General features: G+C 37.9%; 17 protein-coding genes. 1 reads left to right on the top strand and 16 read right to left on the bottom strand.

Annotated features, from left to right (window positions below; genetic code table 11):
* Positions 1 to 111: 111 nt before the first annotated feature.
* The 15 genes from A4V03_RS20390 to A4V03_RS20310 all read right to left on the bottom strand — a co-directional run bounded on the left by A4V03_RS20390 (position 112) and on the right by A4V03_RS20310 (position 16,870).
* Positions 112 to 1,131, bottom strand: coding sequence for a DUF2059 domain-containing protein (locus A4V03_RS20390; protein WP_065540180.1), 1,020 nt, complete (start codon positions 1,129 to 1,131; stop codon positions 112 to 114).
* An 84-nt stretch (positions 1,132 to 1,215) separates the two neighbouring features.
* Complete coding sequence (locus A4V03_RS20385) at positions 1,216 to 4,104, bottom strand: glutaminase family protein (RefSeq protein WP_065540179.1); 2,889 nt, start codon at positions 4,102 to 4,104, stop codon at positions 1,216 to 1,218.
* A gap of 2 nt (positions 4,105 to 4,106) precedes the next feature.
* Positions 4,107 to 5,477, bottom strand: coding sequence for a hypothetical protein (locus A4V03_RS20380; RefSeq protein ID WP_065540178.1), 1,371 nt, complete (start codon positions 5,475 to 5,477; stop codon positions 4,107 to 4,109).
* Positions 5,474 to 7,051: an O-antigen ligase family protein gene (locus A4V03_RS20375; RefSeq protein ID WP_065540177.1), complete on the bottom strand. Its 1,578-nt coding sequence runs from the start codon at positions 7,049 to 7,051 to the stop codon at positions 5,474 to 5,476. Before A4V03_RS20375 ends, A4V03_RS20380 begins: the two co-directional genes overlap by 4 nt.
* Positions 7,052 to 7,064: 13 nt before the next feature.
* The gene (locus A4V03_RS20370; RefSeq protein WP_065540176.1) at positions 7,065 to 7,421 is read right to left on the bottom strand and encodes a hypothetical protein; all 357 of its coding nucleotides are present in this window, start codon (positions 7,419 to 7,421) and stop codon (positions 7,065 to 7,067) included.
* 9 nt (positions 7,422 to 7,430) lie between these two features.
* The gene (locus A4V03_RS20365; RefSeq protein ID WP_236588690.1) at positions 7,431 to 7,694 is read right to left on the bottom strand and encodes a hypothetical protein; all 264 of its coding nucleotides are present in this window, start codon (positions 7,692 to 7,694) and stop codon (positions 7,431 to 7,433) included.
* A gap of 35 nt (positions 7,695 to 7,729) precedes the next feature.
* Positions 7,730 to 8,560, bottom strand: coding sequence for a DUF4369 domain-containing protein (locus A4V03_RS20360; RefSeq protein WP_065540535.1), 831 nt, complete (start codon positions 8,558 to 8,560; stop codon positions 7,730 to 7,732).
* Positions 8,561 to 8,926: 366 nt separating this feature from the next.
* On the bottom strand, positions 8,927 to 9,769 hold the full coding sequence (locus tag A4V03_RS20350; protein ID WP_158213963.1) for a TlpA family protein disulfide reductase: 843 nt from the start codon (positions 9,767 to 9,769) through the stop codon (positions 8,927 to 8,929).
* Positions 9,770 to 10,055: 286 nt separating this feature from the next.
* Positions 10,056 to 10,700, bottom strand: coding sequence for a hypothetical protein (locus A4V03_RS20345; RefSeq protein ID WP_141243572.1), 645 nt, complete (start codon positions 10,698 to 10,700; stop codon positions 10,056 to 10,058).
* A gap of 15 nt (positions 10,701 to 10,715) precedes the next feature.
* Positions 10,716 to 11,705 (bottom strand): hypothetical protein, encoded by a 990-nt coding sequence (locus tag A4V03_RS20340; RefSeq protein WP_141243571.1) that lies wholly within the window; start codon positions 11,703 to 11,705, stop codon positions 10,716 to 10,718.
* A 356-nt stretch (positions 11,706 to 12,061) separates the two neighbouring features.
* A complete protein-coding gene (locus tag A4V03_RS20330) occupies positions 12,062 to 12,451 on the bottom strand; it encodes a hypothetical protein (protein WP_065540169.1) in 390 nt (129 codons plus the stop codon).
* Positions 12,452 to 12,503: 52 nt separating this feature from the next.
* Positions 12,504 to 13,160: a hypothetical protein gene (locus A4V03_RS20325; protein WP_141243570.1), complete on the bottom strand. Its 657-nt coding sequence runs from the start codon at positions 13,158 to 13,160 to the stop codon at positions 12,504 to 12,506.
* A 7-nt stretch (positions 13,161 to 13,167) separates the two neighbouring features.
* On the bottom strand, positions 13,168 to 13,932 hold the full coding sequence (locus A4V03_RS21415) for a hypothetical protein (RefSeq protein WP_236588692.1): 765 nt from the start codon (positions 13,930 to 13,932) through the stop codon (positions 13,168 to 13,170).
* A 7-nt stretch (positions 13,933 to 13,939) separates the two neighbouring features.
* Entirely contained in the window at positions 13,940 to 14,803 is an 864-nt protein-coding gene (locus A4V03_RS20315) for a hypothetical protein (protein WP_065540168.1), read from the bottom strand.
* A gap of 42 nt (positions 14,804 to 14,845) precedes the next feature.
* Complete coding sequence (locus A4V03_RS20310; protein WP_065540167.1) at positions 14,846 to 16,870, bottom strand: discoidin domain-containing protein; 2,025 nt, start codon at positions 16,868 to 16,870, stop codon at positions 14,846 to 14,848.
* A gap of 264 nt (positions 16,871 to 17,134) precedes the next feature.
* On the opposite strand from A4V03_RS20310, the gene A4V03_RS20305 reads away from it, so the two are divergent.
* Entirely contained in the window at positions 17,135 to 17,860 is a 726-nt protein-coding gene (locus A4V03_RS20305) for a hypothetical protein (protein WP_065540166.1), read from the top strand.
* A gap of 294 nt (positions 17,861 to 18,154) precedes the next feature.
* Here the strand turns inward: A4V03_RS20305 and A4V03_RS20295 are convergent, their stop codons facing one another.
* The gene (locus A4V03_RS20295; RefSeq protein WP_236588693.1) at positions 18,155 to 18,955 is read right to left on the bottom strand and encodes a hypothetical protein; all 801 of its coding nucleotides are present in this window, start codon (positions 18,953 to 18,955) and stop codon (positions 18,155 to 18,157) included.
* Positions 18,956 to 19,068: the final 113 nt, after the last annotated feature.

Below are 19,068 nucleotides of genomic sequence, written 5' to 3'. Positions count from 1 at the left end.
TGAGTTTTCCTCCCTCACATCCTTCACGGAAAGAGACAGTAACTTATCAGCAAGAAGAAGGTCGATTGTTAAATGGCAAAGAATCATTTCAAATTCTAATAATCATTTGAACTAATAATAGATCTTCTTATTTTTCTTATCAGAGACGACCTGATAATCCTTCACCTTTACATTAAAATATGATTTAGACTTTCCATCATCATTGGAAGGTAACTGTTCTTTATCCTTTTCGTTCGACAGCTCAAGGATATCTATTTCTTTCACACCTTTCTTCAGTTTCGGGAATAGAAGGCTGATATAAATATATTTATGATTAAATCCTTTGACAGCCAACAGCCTGCCCATCGGAGCTCCACCATCATATCCTCTCACATTATATTCATCGCCACTTTTCTTATCAACAATCTTAAAGCCCGGACTATAATACAACCATTGCCAGTCCCAATAAATAGGTTGTATGAATGTCACCTTGGTGTCGTCCTCTCTTCTTTCAATCGAATATAAGGAAGGAGTTGTAGACCTCCCATTCTTATACGCTTTCCTATACACTTCTTCAGGAACTATCACTATACTATCGCTTGGAAGCATATAGGCTTGTGCATATAATTCTTTATCACGCTTCTGCTTTTGCTCATATTCTTTCAACCGCTGTTCACCTTTTTTTACCCGTTCACTTTTCTCCGGCATTACCTCTTTGAACATCTCTGTCTGGAGTTGCGTCACTAACAACGGCATTGTCTCACGCATAACCATCAATGAAGCCTCTTTATATTTTTTACCTACGGGAGATTCATAAAATGCAGCAACAGCTTTTAATTCTTCCAATGTTAAATGCTTCTCATAAACAGGCATATACATTTCAAACACCTTATTTTCTACTTTCTCTTTCCATTTTTTAGAGAACTCATCCCAATAAGCTTCATCCTTTTCCGATGCCTTTAATTTCATGATAGATGATAATCTCTGGAAAAAGTCATCCGTAGTAGTCGAAGTACCAGAAAAATTCATGATTTTCTTCAACGTTTCTTTGTACTCATCTGTCGCATTTGTATTTTGTGCAGAAGCTGATAAAGTTAAAGTAAACAGTGCAATTATGCACATCGTTACTTTGGAAAGGAAAATGTTTTTCATAATTATCTGATTTTATTTATGGGATTTATATTGCTTTCATGTTTCCTCTTGTATTACTATACAAATATACACATTAAATCAACATCATTCAATAACCGTTTCCAATAATTTTATGAAATAGGCCCCCGTTACCGGTCTTCCCCATGATGTGACTCTTGTTTTCTGATTCACAACATTATAAGTGTCCGCCATTGGTACACGCCATTTGTTTTCATTCATATAATTGTAAAGCGGAAGAATAAACTCACGAAACATAAGTCGGTCATTTTGCAATGCAGCCGTCCATACAGTCCAATCAGCTTTCGCATAATCAGTTTTACTATGCAACGGACAACCGTAAGTATTCAATTTAGTCCTATAAAAGGCTGTCTCCAATTCTACTACTCTATCTGGGAAAACATGGAGGTCAAGGAGTTTATCCCAAATCAAGTTATACTTTTGCCCCCAGCTATCCGGCTGGTCAAAAGCCAAACGATAATGGTCTCCGTCAGAAGCCTGCTTCTCCCATTCTTCCGCCATTCTTTTTGCTGCTGCCAAATATTTTTCAGCATCTTCCTGTTTACCTAGCATTTTTGCCAGAAGAGCATACGATGCAATACCTAGAATTCCTTTGGCAGACAAATTAGCATTATGAGAATAGCGGCCGGCAAAGCTGTCAGTATCCATCTGTTTATCGGTATCAACCCCGTTCTCCATCAAATAACCTGCCCATTTGGAGAGAGTCTCCCAATGAGCCTTTGCGTAAGATGCATCTTTTTCCGCTTTAGCCATAGCAGCCACCATAATCAGCATATTTCCGGCATGTTCAACCGGCAAATCTCCCCCTTTCGCTTGTCCGTTTACAAACGGATAACCGCCCAAATCATGAGCCGGGAAAGGCTTATTCCATTTACCACTCTCACTATAATAGAAGAAAGGATTCAACATTGCTTTCAGCAGATCGGGATTGTAACAAAGAAATAGCGGTGAAGCAGCATAATAGATATCCAGCGAACCCACCAACGTAGTAAAATAGAGCAACTCATCATTCGAATTCTTAGACATCTGAAAAGACGAAACGGCCTGACGATATGCCGAAGCACACAGTTCTGCGTACTCTTTACCACCGACACGGCAAGCATTCTCCATCAATTGCCTGTCAAAAGCATAGCACCTTGCCATTGTTTCTTTATATACTTTTTCCGCGTCCTCATATAACCTTTCTATCGTTTTATCTCCGTCCTTATTCCAATAAGGCCGGAGATCCTCACCGAAATAAGCCATTGTATACAATCCATCGAAAGCCGCAATCAGATGTTGAGGAAACTCACTATTCATTTCCAGCTTCTGTGCTATTGCCGCATAACGTTTTTCATTCGACCGACGCATTTCTTTCAAATCACCTTCTTTCATAAAGTGCGCCCTCATCTCTGCCGCATCCCCTTGTGCACAAGTAACATTCTCTTTCGCTCCTAAATAGAAATATCCCCAAGCCGGAGCATCCTTCAGCTTATCTACCCACAACTTCTGATTCTCCCGACCAGTCTTCATCATCACCCAACCGTCTTTTTCATACATCTCCGTAGACTGTCCGGCACGAAAGGCTTTATGAGGATCCATTTCAAAATAAATAGCGACATCATGCTCCTTACCGTCCAAGGCCTTAGCCTGATAAGAAATATAATTAACCGGACGACTTAACAGTTCCAAATCATCCAATAAATAAGGAGCCGTAAATGTCAGTTTCAATTCCACATCTCCACAATCAAAAATATAATGTGTTTGGGTAGCCTGCACATCCACTGATTTCTGCCCGGCTTCTTTCAGCTCACCATACAACCCGAAATCAGCAAAGGAAGTACCTCCCCAATTCACGCAACGTGCTGCAAACAAGGCTTTTCCATCTTTCATTGTTTCTAAGATAGAATCCGGGATCTGCACTTTCACGTCGTTGCGTGCCTTCGTTCCTGTACGAACAAGCTCCTTTCCATTAATAAGCAGTTGCATACCGTCATTATACGAATAACGCACAAAAAGTTGTCTGCTTTTCACTAAGGAAGGATCGAATGAGACTTCCCTCCTGATCCATAGCCTTTTGGTATTCCAAGGCGTCTTCACATTTTGCCCGCCTTCCGTGCCAAACGCACCATATCCCTGCATCCAGGAAGTATCATCGAACGCAACCGTATCCCAACCTTCTCCCGGATCATCTACAGTATATTTCGCCACCCACTCTTTTTCGGAAGCAACAGGAGCTATGCTTTCTACCAACATTCCCGGTTCTTCAGCAAACAAACCGAAATCGACCAGCGCACTGCCCTGCTCATTTTTGCAATGAGCGGCAATAAGTGCCTTCCCATTCCGCATTGTATTTAAAACTGCATCGGGCAATTCAATCATTTGGTTTATCGCCATCCGCTCCGCATCCACCAGTTGTATTCCGTTAAGATACAGCTGTATCCGGTCGTCACACGAATAACGCAAATAAATCTTCTTGTTCTCAAGCAAATATGGATCAATATCCACGATTTCCCTCCGCACCCATATATCAGTTGAAAGCCACTGCGTTCTCGTTTCACGTCTGTCGCGTGTACCGAATGCACCTTCATTTACCTGCCAATATTGATCATTAAAATCCGGTTGCTCCCAGCCTTCATCCGGTCTAAGAGAGGTGTACTTTCCTTCCCAGCTTTCATAATCGTATGCCATTGGTGCAATGGCTTGCATAGGCAGATCACGACTACCCATAAAACGATACATCGTTCCGTCCACCCGCAGGAAACCGACAAAAGGAAGATTCTTTCCGTTTGTGAAAGTCATATTCTTCTCTGTCAGCTGATCTGCTGTCGACCATAAACGCAGATGCGGGTGGAGCATCAGCAACGGATAAGCAGGTACACGCAAGTCGTTTTTAATAGTTTCGTCAGAATAAGGCACACTTTTCGAACAGGCTGCCAACAGGATAGCTAACAAATAAAGGATATACTTTCTCATGGTTATTTCTTTTTATAATTTTTCGATTTCATTCTCGCCTTATAATCCAGCATACTATCACTGTAACGTATACTTTCGAAAAACTGTTTCATGTATTTATCTTTCGCATTGTCTCCTTCCATCAGAAGGATTTTTGCCATTCCATACGGATGCCCCTCTTTCACCATATTTATCCCGATACACTTCGTATAAACTCCTTTATAAGGTTTCAATAACGGAACTTCATATACATATACTGTATCGGCATTGCAATAATTCTCCATATTCTCCTCTGCGATCACTCTCATATAGCGGGCAGTGTCGAACTGTACCGTTTCCTTTGAACGGTCGGGTACTTTACTCTTACCAAGCGTAAACTTGCCATTCACCAAATTCATTCTCATACATTCATTCTCTTCCGGTGCTAAATTCAATGCAGCCTTTACTTCACCATAAGTCATATTTTTAGCAATGCCATGAGATTGATTTTCAATAAAAAGCGGATATAGCATCAGGCAGTCCTTATCTCTTGATTCCAACAACAAACTATAAAATACACCAATGTTTCTTCCTTCATTTACTCTGAATGAGACCATTTTATCAATAGTCTCAAATCCTGCCGGCATACTCAATTTTATATGAAAGTCTCGCTCACACTCCACCTGATACTCACTAAAAAGCCCCTTCCGTTCTGCGTTCGTAAACGAATAGAATATCCGGGAAGAAGCCTCACGCATTTTATCAGCATCCATTTTCCATTCCTTATTGTTTCCGTAGTTCACCGACTTGTAGAACTTTGAAAGATACAGCTTTTCCTTTGCCCTTCCTTTTTCTGTAAAAAAGCAACGGAATATCATAGGCGGTCGACCTTCCTTGTAGGCATAGATGCTTGTACAATATGAATACCTTTTATAAACGTTCTTCAATGCAGTGCGGAACACGAACACCGTATCTGCATTCATCGAAGCCTCAGTTCCGGAAAACACCGTCAGTCGTTCTTCAATCAAAGAATCACCGACCTCCATCATAACATAATTTCTCAGAAATTCCGGTTTTCCACATTTTTCAGTCCATGCAATATCAGGGAAAGACGTCACCATCTTCAGTTCGGGATACATGATGAGACAATCCTTATCGACTGACTCAACGGTCAGCCGATAAAATAAAGAATAAGGGTCTTTCTTGCCGAACGCCCACGTCTCGCTCTTCATCAAATCCGTAAAGCCTTTCGGTTTCTTCCACGAGATGTCCCAAACCTCGGAAACAAACTTCGAATAATAAGAAAATATTTCATCCTTTCTTACGAAGGAGTTTTTTCTCTTTGCAGAAGCATCAGAGAGCATTCCGCCTAGCAATAAGCAGAAAAGAAGTATGATCTTATAATTCTTTTTCATCTTCGTACACTATTAATTAAACCATCTTTTTTCACCATATATCGTATTCTCCTTATCAACGCCGAATTTACTTTTGCAGGCTTTTCCAAAAGTATCTTTGCCAATTCCGAAGCCTTCTCTGTGTTACTTATGTATTTATACAGTTCATACAATTGATAAAGAGGAAGAAAACGACTAGGACACATATACGAAGCACTCATATAGTATTCTTCAGCCTGTTTATGATCCTTTTTTTCTTTATAAATATCACCCAATAATAATTCAAGATCATAATCTGCCCAATACTTGCGACACTCCAATGCTGCCTTCAAAGCCTTCTCGTATTCTTTGGCTTCCGTGAAAACAGCAGCATAATTATACAAGAAATAAGGATTATCTTCGAATCGGTGTTTCAGACTCACATAGTACGGAAGCGCCTCATCATACGAATGACAAAGAGCTAACTCCGAAGCCTCCTGCCAACTGCGTTCCGACTGTGTACGTTCGCCCAGCCTAATCTGTCCCCAAAAGCAAGACACCACCGTTACGGAATACAGTATATTCCTGGTCCATGTGGTGCCTATCTTTATCCGATTCAAATAATCAGCAGCCAACATGAGAACGGCAAGAAATGTCACCATCCACGTGAAAGAATACGTAAACGGATAGGAAAAGAAAGAGAATACGCCTATTGATAGCAAAGCATAAAGAGCTATTTTCTTTTCCAGTGTAGGATTTTGCCTATAACAATACACAAGCGCCCCCACAATACCTAAAAGCAAAGCCAATCCGACAATACCGAAATTAATCAGAACTCCCAAATATTCATTAAAAGGCTGCTTTACATTATCCGCTAACATTGCATAGCGATTTTGCGAACCATATTCTTTGAAATAATCCGCCTGATAGTCCATATATTTAGCCTCGAAACTTCCGATGCCATGTCCCGTCCAAGGAGCATCTTTCACCATTTCCCAGCCACACCGCCAAATCAACAACCGACCATCTGCCGAATCTTTTTTCAACCAATAGGAGCCGATTATTAACAATCCTATCATAGATGCCGATAGCAAATATCTCCACAATCTCCCATGAACGAATCTTCCACACAAATACATGATACATACCGCAATAACACTTACCATGCCGGATCGCGAATGAGATAAGAATATCGCCAACACCATCACTCCCCCTGCCAACCATCCGGCATATCGAATATACTTATTTTTATGTATGATCAGAAAAACGACAAAAGGCAATCCGGCACAAAGGCAAGCGGCAAATCCTGCCGGATTATCAAAACTACCGGTCACACGGAAGGTTGCATGAGAAGGAAATAAACCTACGTATTGCAATATTCCATAAACAGCCTGCACCCAACAACAGGAAACAATGATACTCCCCCATATCGTCATATCCGTCACTATGGATTTACGCTGCAATGCCAAAAATGCAGCACACACCAGCATCCATAACAGCACAAACAAAGCGCAGCACCATTTAGGCACAATATATGCGTCTGTAAATTGGTGGGAATATACAAATATACTGCCTATACACGCTGCGGCAAACAAAATATAAAGGAGTCTTATCATTTTTATCCTAGTATTAAATTAAGTTCTCATCCTCCAATACCTTTTTCAATCGGTAGTAGAGATCCAGTTTATGTTCCCATTCCTTCGGATTATCTGTGTCGTCCGATGCCGTTTGTGTCGGACAGCAATGCTTTTCCTCCCAAACAGTCGCCGAAGCCTCATCAAATTCTGCCACTTCCACTTCTATCACATCCCCGACTTCCAATAGTCCTCCGTCCCATACCAAATGCATCTCATCAGACACCCGCAAACCACCAACGCTCCAAGACGCACCACTATGCCAAGTAATATTAGCAATAAGACCAACTCCATTTTGAGGAATGCCAGCCTTGCTAATTTTATCTTTGTTTTTTACTAAAAGTCCTTTCATATCAATATTCTATATAAGTCCCTTTGCCTCAAGCTCGGCTTTAAGCTGTTCGTATTTTGCCTTCAATTCTTCCCGATCATAGATCATCTTCACAGTAGGAGATACCGCTGACACTTCAACAACCTTTATTCGAATCCTATCTCCCACTTTCAGTTTTTCATCTACCCAAACGATTCTTCTCGAAGTATCCAAGCCTCCTACATACACACTATCACCGAAAGAGTAATTGCTATGCACCATGACAGATGCCACATCAGGTGACGTGACAACCACAGGTGACTGATCATTAATAGCTATTTCATATCCTATCATAATTTTTCCGTTGTTGATGATGAATGACTAGGAACAACCTCAATAAAGCGAGGTCTTTTAGCATCCAGACTGTCTTTCAAGGCCTTGGCTTTTACCATATATTCTTGCAACTCGATTCTATACTCCCGCCAAGCTAAAAGAATATCGCGTTCTGCCTCAGGCATTAAATCGACAACATGCAAGAATCGCGATAAAATAGCCTCATCTCCCGCAGTTTGATTAATAGGGTCTATATACATAGCCAACCAAGATCGGATAACATCGGGATATTGGGCATATTTTTCTCCAAAAAGCAAACGACCTTCTGTGGAACGTATATACGCATCTCGAAACGACGCATTTAGACGTGCATCACTTTTCATCGCTTCCTCTTCCCGCTTGGTTCTCATCAAATAGAGCATCTTGTCTACTTGCTTTTTACATTCGATAATGTACGCATTATAATCATTATTAATAGGAGCACCGGAAACATTCCCCTCACTTCCCCAATCAACAATGCGAAGTTGAATATCCCCCGGTTCTATAACGAAAGAGGTATTATAACGAAACTGTCTACCTTTACTGCAAGAGAGAGAAGCCAAAAAAGGTTTCCGGTTGAGCGTTCCTTCGTAATGGAATGTATTACCAACTACCAGTATGGTATCTTTGAATGCTTGCTTCATACGTTCAGGTTCTTCAACAAGAGCTGAATGTTCATATAGAAACACATACTCACCATCCAAAGAACGATCTGGAAACTCACCGCTGATTGTGTATCTTTCTTGCCCGTAAAATAGCTGGGCAACAGAAGCAAATACAATAATTAATAATGTCCGTGTATATTTCATTTTCGCATATATTAAATTTATATCTTTTATCATCTTGTTTCTATCTACCTCAACATATTTGCAATGTACATAACCAGCACCATCGAAATTATAACTATGAAGCTAATATTCTTCTTTCTATTTATTAGTACATCTACAATTTCCCACAATAAAAGGAAAGACCAGGTTGAAAGATAAACGATATGCAGTGTTATATCTCCTATTGGATATTTCCTGTTTATCATTAACAACACTAGATATAAGATACACAGTCCTATATAAATGTTATTCTTGGTCGACAGCATCTTTTTAGTTGGCGTTTTATCTTCCCGGATCATAAGCTATATTGTTTTTTAGTTACTTACTCAAGATTTCATTGTTTCTCCACTATTTTAAACTCTCCACCAAATCATCAAATATATTCATCACAACTTCAGTACTTCCCAAACCTCGAAAGACTCCGTTTGCATCCATCACAGCAATTGTTGGAAAAGATTTTATTGCCAGTTTCTTCACTAAAGAATCCTCTTTAGAAACTTTGAATACCGGGAAAGTATATTTCCTATGGAATGTCTTCATATTATTCTCATACTCCCCGTTCTTACTCTCAACAAAAACTCCGGCAATAACAACGTTACCATTCATTCGATGTGTATCATATAAGCTCTGTATCACAGGAAACTTCCGCCAACAGGCTCCACAGCCGTTACACCAAAAATCCAATAACACAATTTTGCCCTCCATTTCAGATAAAAACAGCACATCTCCTTTCTCATCGTACAATTTATAATTATCGTCCGGAGTACAGATTTTACCTGTAAAAGTTCCATTAAATATTCTATTTGCCCACGTGGCACCTCCTTCACAAAACATCCATACCGCACATCCAAATACAATTAAAAAGGAAAAACCTGCTACCTTATTGCGCTTTATAAACAACATATTGCCAATAAGTATACCTGTTATATTAAAAATAAAAGACGGCAAGGAAACCAGTGTGGAAGAATAGTTTATAATCCGTACCGGTCCTTCCAATAAAATAAGAGTCACCAAAGAGACTGCCAATATATTCTTAGCAGAAAGCTTATTGCGATAGACATAAGCCAATGCCCAAGTAAACAACACAATAGCAGGAAAACCGATGAGAATGGCATGATTCCGAGATACACCTCGAAATACCATTATTACAAGTGCATATATTACTCCCCACAGGAAAGACAACTGTATCATATACCGTATTTTTTTATTCGCATACATATATATGATTAGCATTGCAATAACAGTCAAAAAAAAGATTGTTTCCGCATGTAATAAAGGTAATTTAATCGACACATAGGCAGCTACACTGCCCAATAATGCCGTTGCGATATATTTTAATAGATTCTTTCGGTTCATTTTTAATTGAAACTAAAAGGAGTATTCTTGTTAGTAAATATTTTAATTATTATACGCCACCCAATACGCACGTTCCATCGCATGTTTCGGACTCAAATTCATACTCTATCATGTTTTTCCGTTATTGATGATGAAAAATCGGAACAACCTCAATATGCTTTTTGGCATCTCGTTTGTATTTTTGGTTTATGAAATCAATATGGCTTTGTGGTATATTGGCTCCAAAAATATTCCCCCACTTCACAATTGCCTGCGTTTTAGCATTCACAAACATATAATAATGATAAGTCGTATCCCACAATTTAAACACAACCTCCCATACTTCATAGCCTATTTTAACCTCCCGCATCATCTTACTGACAATGTCTTCATCTATTGTTTGAAAAGGGTCTTGTTCAATTGTGAAACGCCAAGTAGAGAATTCACCAATATCAGAATTTCCTCCTTGACTTCCAGCTACTCCCCAATTGGGAACATATGGTGGAAAATTTCTCTTCACATAGCTTTTTATTTGCTTCTTGTTTTTAATCGTTTCCATATAGTGATAATATAGCAGTTTTATTTCATTAGCATTATCTACATAAATGGGAAAATTCCGAAACAGATTTCTAAAATTCATCTCACTTGTTACGATAGACGGACTTCCATAAGTAAACAAATCCATTTGCGCAGATGGAAGAGTATCACAACGGTTTAATGCTTCGTTAGCAGTTGCTATACCAACTATATTAAAAACGATACTAACTAGAAATAAAACGGTTCGCATAATATACATATTAAATTAGTCTAACGCATTTGCAGAAAAGCCCTCACCACCAACAGCACCAGAATCTTCTCCATACATAGTAAAACTTGATCCATTCATTGAAATTGTAATTTCTTTTGTACCAACCCCAACTGCATAATTATAAGAGAATGTTCCATTTTTACCATATTCAACTTCCGCTTGTATTTGACCTACCGCATAAAATCCAGGTTTCGAATCATGAGGTGCCTCATATTGAGCATAATCTATTGATTTTGTTCCATCAGGATATCGAGTTCCCGAAACCTGAACATAGTAATATGCAATTGCTCCTACAGTATGATTGGATGCATAACAAACATAAGTAGAGGACATTTTATCATACGAGATTGGATATTTGTCATATCCTGGATCACCACCACGTGTTTTAACAATTTTTCTTGAGAAAGTTTTATTATTGGCCGGTACTTCTATTGTTATATACCGAATATTCGACAATATATCATCATAAACCATCTGTTCATCTGTCACCAAGCACTTAGTTTCAAAATATTCATTCTTATTATACCTCCATTTAATTTTTACTATCTTCAACTGCTCATTAAGATACTCTCTCAAAATATCCATCTTTTTCGTCATATACAAAGATTTTGCATTTACATTGAACATTGAATTAAGTTCCAGAAACGACCATAATTTGAACCTATTAACATTTATAGAATCTCCGTAAATCGGAATAAACATACTATCTGCAATTATTTCTTTGATAGCTTGATGCCCTAATATCGTACTATCTTTTAACAAAGAATACTCTATCATCTCCAAACTACTACATTGTAAAGAGTCCTTTCCTGCACCATTAAACGAATAATTTAAATCATCTTCCCAGTTTGTTTGTTCTTTTCCACAACTTAACAGGGTATGCTGATTACCCAATTTCAAGCTTTTAAATTCAGGTTCTTTTTCATATTCCTGACTACATGAAACAAATAACAACAGTACAATTAAATTAAAAATAGCTCTCATTGTTCTCAACTTTTTAATTATTATATCAACAAAAAACATTTTTCAAAAATATATTTACAACATTATTTTTTACCTCAACATATTTGCAATGTACATAACCAGCACCATCGAAATTATAACTATGAAGCTAATATTCTTCTTTCTATTTATTAGTACATCTACAATTTCCCACAATAAAAGGAAAGACCAGGTTGAAAGATAAACGATATGCAGTGTTATATCTCCTATTGGATATTTCCTGTTTATCATTAACAACACTAGATATAAGATACACAGTCCTATATAAATGTTATTCTTGGTCGACAGCATCTTTTTAGCTGGCGTTTTATCTTCCCGGATCATATTCTTTATTGATTCTATTTATTATTAGCAACTTCACGCATCTTCTTAAACACAGCAACAGATGCATTCACACTTAACTTCAACTCATCCGTGATTCTTAATATTTTAGAACACGCTACCGAATATTCCGCAAACTCTTTCGTTTGTTCCACATCTTCGCCCTCACGCATAGCATTCTTCTTTGTCCGATACTTTTTGTATGAATCAAGGAATACAGCATATTCATCCAATGCTACAATAGAATCAACTAATGCACGTTCTCTATCACTGACGTCAAGATAATCCCATATTCTTGAATCACTCTTCATTTCATCGCGATTCTTTGCTACCTTAGCAGAAGAGCCACAACTTGACATAAATATCAATGCCAAGACTATTGCCAAATAAATTTTCAGTCTGTTCATATTATAAAAATGATTTATCACCAATTTATTGATGAAATTAAACTTATACTTCTTATTTTCTCATATCTATATATAACTTCGTCTTATCCTTTCCTGTCATAAAATCAATATTCACGCAATAACATAAATAACGCCAAAAGAAGAAAGCGAAAAGCATCTGAACATCCCTATCTGTTTCAAAAGCATCTAAACATTGATATTTGTTGTCACGGATCTTTCCCCAAACGACAGTAAAAGGTAAACTGCCGGTTGCTTCATACGCATTACATACTTCCTTAAATAAAGGAGATGTAGCCTGTGACAGTTCCTTCTGGTAATAAGTTTCTTCATTCAGTTGTTTTTTAAACTTATAGCTACAAATGATATGATAAGGATCATACCGTTCCCAATTCGTATGAAGTGAATCAATCGGCTGCTCATTAGTCTCTACAAAATAGCGCCCAAACATATCTGGATAAAGTTTGTCATTAATAGCTTTCAAAGCCTCCTTGTCCACATCAATAATATAATGAAATTTATAATGCAGAAGAGCATCCATCATCAACTTTACTGCTTTTCCGTCAGAACTGCCGTAGTTACGTTGCAATGTAGAACGGAAAAAGTTAATCATTTCTGTCTCTACAGCAGACACATCGTTTATTGTAGATGCTTTTGTCTGGCAAACAAACAATATTATTCCCAGAAAGAATAAAAAGATACTTTTTTTCATATTCTCCTTATTTACATTTTATTACTTCACTTGTTTTATCCATTCCTGTATAGAAATCTATATTTGCAAAATGACACAAATACTTCCAAAAATAAAGCGTTAGAAACATTTGCACCTCCCGATCATCCTTAAAGCCTTCACAAATATTCTCCGTATTATTAGCGATCATCCCAAATAGCACAGACGAAGGAGGATTCCCTCCAGTTTCATCTTCAACCTTGGCAATTGCCTTCAAAGCGGGATGAACCGCTTGTTGCAATTCCCTTTGCCAATATGTAAAACCATCTTCTCGCTTCTTCAATGGCAAGAGAATATTCTCCACTTGAGCTTTACTGTACACATACTTTGCGGAATCGACAATGAAAACAACAGAACAGGAATCTTTAACCTGCAACTTCCTTAATGCCTGCCGACAAACATCAGAACGACGATATTCTGACGGAGAAACACCAGCTGGAACAAACAACATACAAGAATCATTTAGGATAGCTTCGTCAAGGAAATAGGAATAAAGGATGCCACCCGTGTAAAGCTTTTCATTTATTCGTTTTAACCTATCCTTGTCTACATCCAATAAATAATTAAAATGATAGCGTTCCAAAGCCTGCACAAATAAGCAGAGTGCATTTTTATTTCCGTAATTAGTTTTCAACGTTTCCTGAAGAAAAATAATCATTTCTGATTCCACTGAGTCAATATTTTCCTTCTGCTTGAGAGAAGCACAAGCTGAAAAAAAGTATAATAGAGATAAAATCGCCAAACTATATTTCATAAAAACATTAACCTTTTACTCCAACAGCATTCAATAACTCTAAATAAGTTCCATAATCAGATGTTCGCAGACGAAGAGCCGTTCCTCCTTCACAGTAACGTATCTGTATTTCATAATTATTATAATTTGGTTCTTCTATACATATATCCGTACAAATAGAATTTATTTCTCGTTGATAGTTAGTTGAAGCTGTTCCATTCACAACTGTCCATTGCACCTCATTACCATTATATGAAAAATAGTCACTACGAATAGGTCCACCTTGCCCCCATGTTGTTGAATTAAAATCTACCAAATCCCTTATGTCGGTAACATCATTAAGAAAATATTGCCGCATAGCATCAATTACGTTATTCCCTATTTCTTCTTCATCGTCTTGAAAATCAATTCTTGTATAATCATCATCCAGTCCTTCAAAACCACGCGTTTTTATTTTTATACGTTTAACAGGAATCTTCGTTGATACTAATTCAAAACCATTATTTTTATTAGAATCTATGATTTCTATTTCACCTTTCTCTATCCTAATATTTGTCTCATTTAAATTTAATTGCAAATAATCAAATAAGCGTTTCGACATATTAATATTTCGATCGCCAACATACTGAAGTCGACCATCTTTTACTTTCACATTTGTATAAAAACGAGCGTTAGCTTGAAAAAAGATTTCCATAGCACTATCTTCATTTCCGTTCCTACTACGCAACATATCAGGATCTAAATCAAGATATACGCTAAAATTAGCATTTGTAGCATCATTAACATTCTCTTGAATATCAATATCCGCTTCACATCCAATATAAAAGATAAACAACAATACCAAACAAAAGACTTTTACGACTATCCTCCAAAAACTCCTTACATTTCTCATAACAAAATACTTTTAAAATTAACAAATATGTAAAGCAACTTACTACTTCCACACCTGCTTTCCCTCCTCATACACAAAAATCCGTTCCTGCTTCCCTCGTGTATGATTCTGCAACAACAGCAACGCCCCTTTAGGAACCCTCTTGTAAACCAGCGAATCCAACATCGCCGTTTGCTGTCCTAACGTCCTCCACCCTCTCCTTGTACAATAAGATAACTCATATTCATCCAACGAACGAACATAATTATCCCGATTGGCAGGCGTATAAATTATCTTATCTATCACCTTTGGCGTGCCTAAGTCTAGCCCAGTCCAGCCGCCATAGGGTTCCGTGTAATCAAAAGACGTTTCAGTATTACCGTCAAATGCATTCGTATATTCGTGCGAGCCATCCTGTTGATAGCAACCGGGAGTACCTATAACTCTGCCGCTTAATGGCAACAGTCCACCCGCTTCATAAAACTCTATTTCCGCCACATTGCAATGCCCCTTTTCCGGTCCTATATAGCGGACATACCGAAAAGGCGTCAAAGAACGGGAATACGCCATTGTCCGTAACCGTTCGGGTTGCTTTTCTATCAGGAAAAGCACCTCCGTCTGACGAAAATCCGGATCATTGCTTCCTTCAAAAACACCTCCTATCATACGTTTCTGATACTTCTCATCTTGCCACAAAGGATATTTAGCAAACAGCGTTACATCCTGAACACTATCTGACGGAGCAAAAACATGAAATTCACCGGAAACAGTCATTTCAAAAGGATCAGTCCAAAAACGAAGCCTTCCCCGTTCGTAAGTTGCTATCCGCATGACGGGTTCTATCTGGACATCGCTGAAAGCAAGATGTTTACCATCAAATTCCGCCCATGCCACAGGTTCCCAATCCATGCGGCTACTACCACAAAGATAAGCGATACGCGAACGGGGCTTTCCCGAATAAAGCATAGATGTGGGAATCTCCAGCCTCTTCTTGTATGTCTTTGCATAATCGGCTGTCACATCAACGATATGCGGATCTCGGAAGAAAGGCACAACAGCCGTATCCAAGCGTTGCATTTCTGCCTGCATAACACGATTAAGACTGAACGTATTCCGATAAACCTTTATTTTCGAAGCTTCACACATCTTATCCTTACGGACTTCTTTTATCTTATCCGGATACTCCTGAAAATAAAGCGTACCATATTTATCTGCGAACGACACCCATTGGTGCCCATCATTCCCACCTCCATGAAGGGGCATAAAATCTATGGCACAAGGGATTCCCAACGCACGACAAACATAAACAACATAATCGGAAAGTTCACGGCAACTGCCCGAAACGCTTTGTGCAATTTCCGGTCCTACATGAGGTAGTCCTTGCGGAATCGTAGTTGTAAAGAAGCGGCTACGTTTACGAAGAGAATCACACAAACAACGGGCAGCAACAAGCGGATCTTCTATATCAAGAACCGTGGAAGCACGCAGCGAATCAAGCAAAGGATTATACTTTCGATAAATATCCTCACGCCAATAGCTTAATGTTTCATCACCAATACGATAAGGAAGAATATACTCGCAAAAATCGGCAAAAGAGACATTCTTCCCCCAAGGCTGGTCCTGCCAAACTTTAAATGCCCAGTCGATGTTACTACATAAATAAGCAGAATCGACTGTCAAAACGTCTTTGCAATACTGCAAAGAATCTAAAGAAAACGGTCCATACATCCTTCTGACAGAATCCACCATTGCTTGTGGATATATCTTTTTACTCCGTGCTTCCTGCAAGAGAGTAAAGAAGGTGAGGTATTGTTCCAGCAGCTTACCTTTATAATAGGTATAAAATGGCATATTCTCTATCAGGAAACAAGCTGCCCTATATTTCAAGCTATCCGATGGATTGGATTGATAACGATGTAATGCCTTCTCAAGTTCAACACGATTTTCTCCAGCCTGCGACAAAGCTGCATCCAACGGAAGTACAACAGCAATCTCCTCTTTCTTCTCTTGTGAACAAGAATAAAAAAGAGAACCTCCCATAATAACAGAAAGGAAAATAACAGGAATCAGCTTTGTTATTGTTTTCATAATATTATTTTTCACAAAGATACGAGCATAACAAATGCAATTCAAGGGGGTGTTACACCCCTACCCCTGTCAGACAGGCATTTGGCGCACTTTTAGAGCCTAAAAAAAGTCATTTTATACCTAAATTGTAACATTGATATATGAATTGCCATAGCCATCAAACAGCTATTTGAACAGATTATTTCATTTTTTGCACAGAATGTTCCATCTAATTGCTATAAAATTCCTTTCTTTGCTTATTCTAATTCAAATTATAAACAAGCTATGAAAAGCAAAAACAAAAAACGGAGTAGTATATATGTAATTACACTGTTTGGAATATTATTGACCACATTCCTTATTTATAGTTGTAGCACCGATGAATACAAATACAACTATGCAAATGAGACAGCAACAGAAATAAACTCAATTGCCCAAACACGCAGCTTGTTCTTTCAAACTTGGAATACAGGAAATATATTGATAGATTCCGTTGCCAATTCAGATGAGTTTTATGAATTTAAAAGATGTAGCGAACAATTAGCAGACAAGTTTAGTGCTTATACATCCAAACTAAATGATGAAGAATATGACAAACTCATGGAAGATCTGAATAATGATGAGTATGTGGAAGATTTCATCAAAAAAGCGAATCTGGAAGAAGAACTCCGACAAATGGATGAGGCTAATAAAGGCTTGCGTGAGCGTACGGTATTCTTAAGATTGAGTGAAGAGGAACGGTTGTCATTATTCAGTCTGTATGCCAAAAGTCATGAGTTTACGAAAAGAAAGATTTTAAAAACACGCAAAGAAGGAAATGGTAATAGCAAATGTGAAGAATTGAGACAAGCAGCATACAAACAAGCACAAACGGAATATGAAAATGCTATAGCTACAAACTGTAAAGGTACGGGGCCTCTCTCACCATGTTGCTTGAAAGAAACAGCAATATATAAAGCAAATATAAGAATAGCAAATAAAGATTATGAGAATTGTATAAATAATCCATGACAATGATTCGCTATATTATACTTTATTGCAGTACATGTGCTGTTTGTATCAGCATGTGTTATCTAGATCTTTTTATAGATAACATTGATCCCATTATTCAACTGTTTCTCATCCGTTTCTTCGATTTTCTTTCATGGATCATACTAACAATAGGCGCAATCAAATGTATGCCAGAAAAATCATATTCTAATAAACGAGTATGGTTTTATTGTGCAGCGATGTCAGGAATGCTTGCAACAATTAAGTCTTTCGTCAAACTAATAGAAATATTAAATACATAAAGATAAAAAACAATTAATCAATATCCCGTAAAAAAGCCTCCAATTCTTTATCTACAATCCCTAAACGCTTTCGGACACGTGATCGCATAGTGCGATAAGATCCGTCGCTTATACATAAAACAGATAGTATCTCTTCTTTGGTTTTATACATTCGAATCAATATGCATAATACAATATCTCGTGGAGGAAGCTGAAAGTTTTGAGACTTCAACCAACCAAAAAAGCCAGGATCTATCGTTCTACACCCTTCTACCAATGATAGATAGTCTTGGACAGACAATTGAGCTATAGATTTATTCTCTATCAATTTACGAACTAAAGAAATACTTCTCTGGACAGATAAAGGAGAAGTCAGCAATTGCTGCAACTTTTGAGATTGAATAATAGATTGTTGTCGTTCATTCTGCAATTTTTGATATAATAAAATCGAATACTTAATTATACCGGCTATCAATATGCCAACCACCACTAAAGTAGGAATTGTATAGGTAGACAATGCCGGTGCCACCTCCTGATGTATTTCTTTTGGCATAACGATATATATCTGATCTGCTGTAATTAAAAGAAAAGCAGCGATACACTGCCAGTCCGTTATTTCGGAAGGTATACCATGTGCCTCCCTCTCACGGAATGTCCACAATAATGCTCTCACAAAGAGTGTCAGCCACATTGAAAGATGTATGGAAGATGAAAACGCATCAACATACATTTCAGGGAAAAATGCCTGAAACATATAGGCTGCCAACAGAATCGCGCAACAAAGCAAGCCTCCTGACAGTAATTGTTTAAAAGAATAAATAGACTGTTTCATCATTTTCCACATCTTATGCTCTTGAATCACAAATATAAGAAAAGAAATACAAATATAAAGAATCTGATAGTATTTTTTCAGTCTACGTTTCTTTTTGTATCTTTGTCCGTCAATAT

The sequence above is a fragment of the Bacteroides caecimuris genome (assembly GCF_001688725.2).
Taxonomy (GTDB): Bacteria; Bacteroidota; Bacteroidia; order Bacteroidales; family Bacteroidaceae; genus Bacteroides; species Bacteroides caecimuris.
Note: the sequence above shows the minus strand (reverse complement) of the source record. Positions and strands in the feature narration are given on the sequence as shown.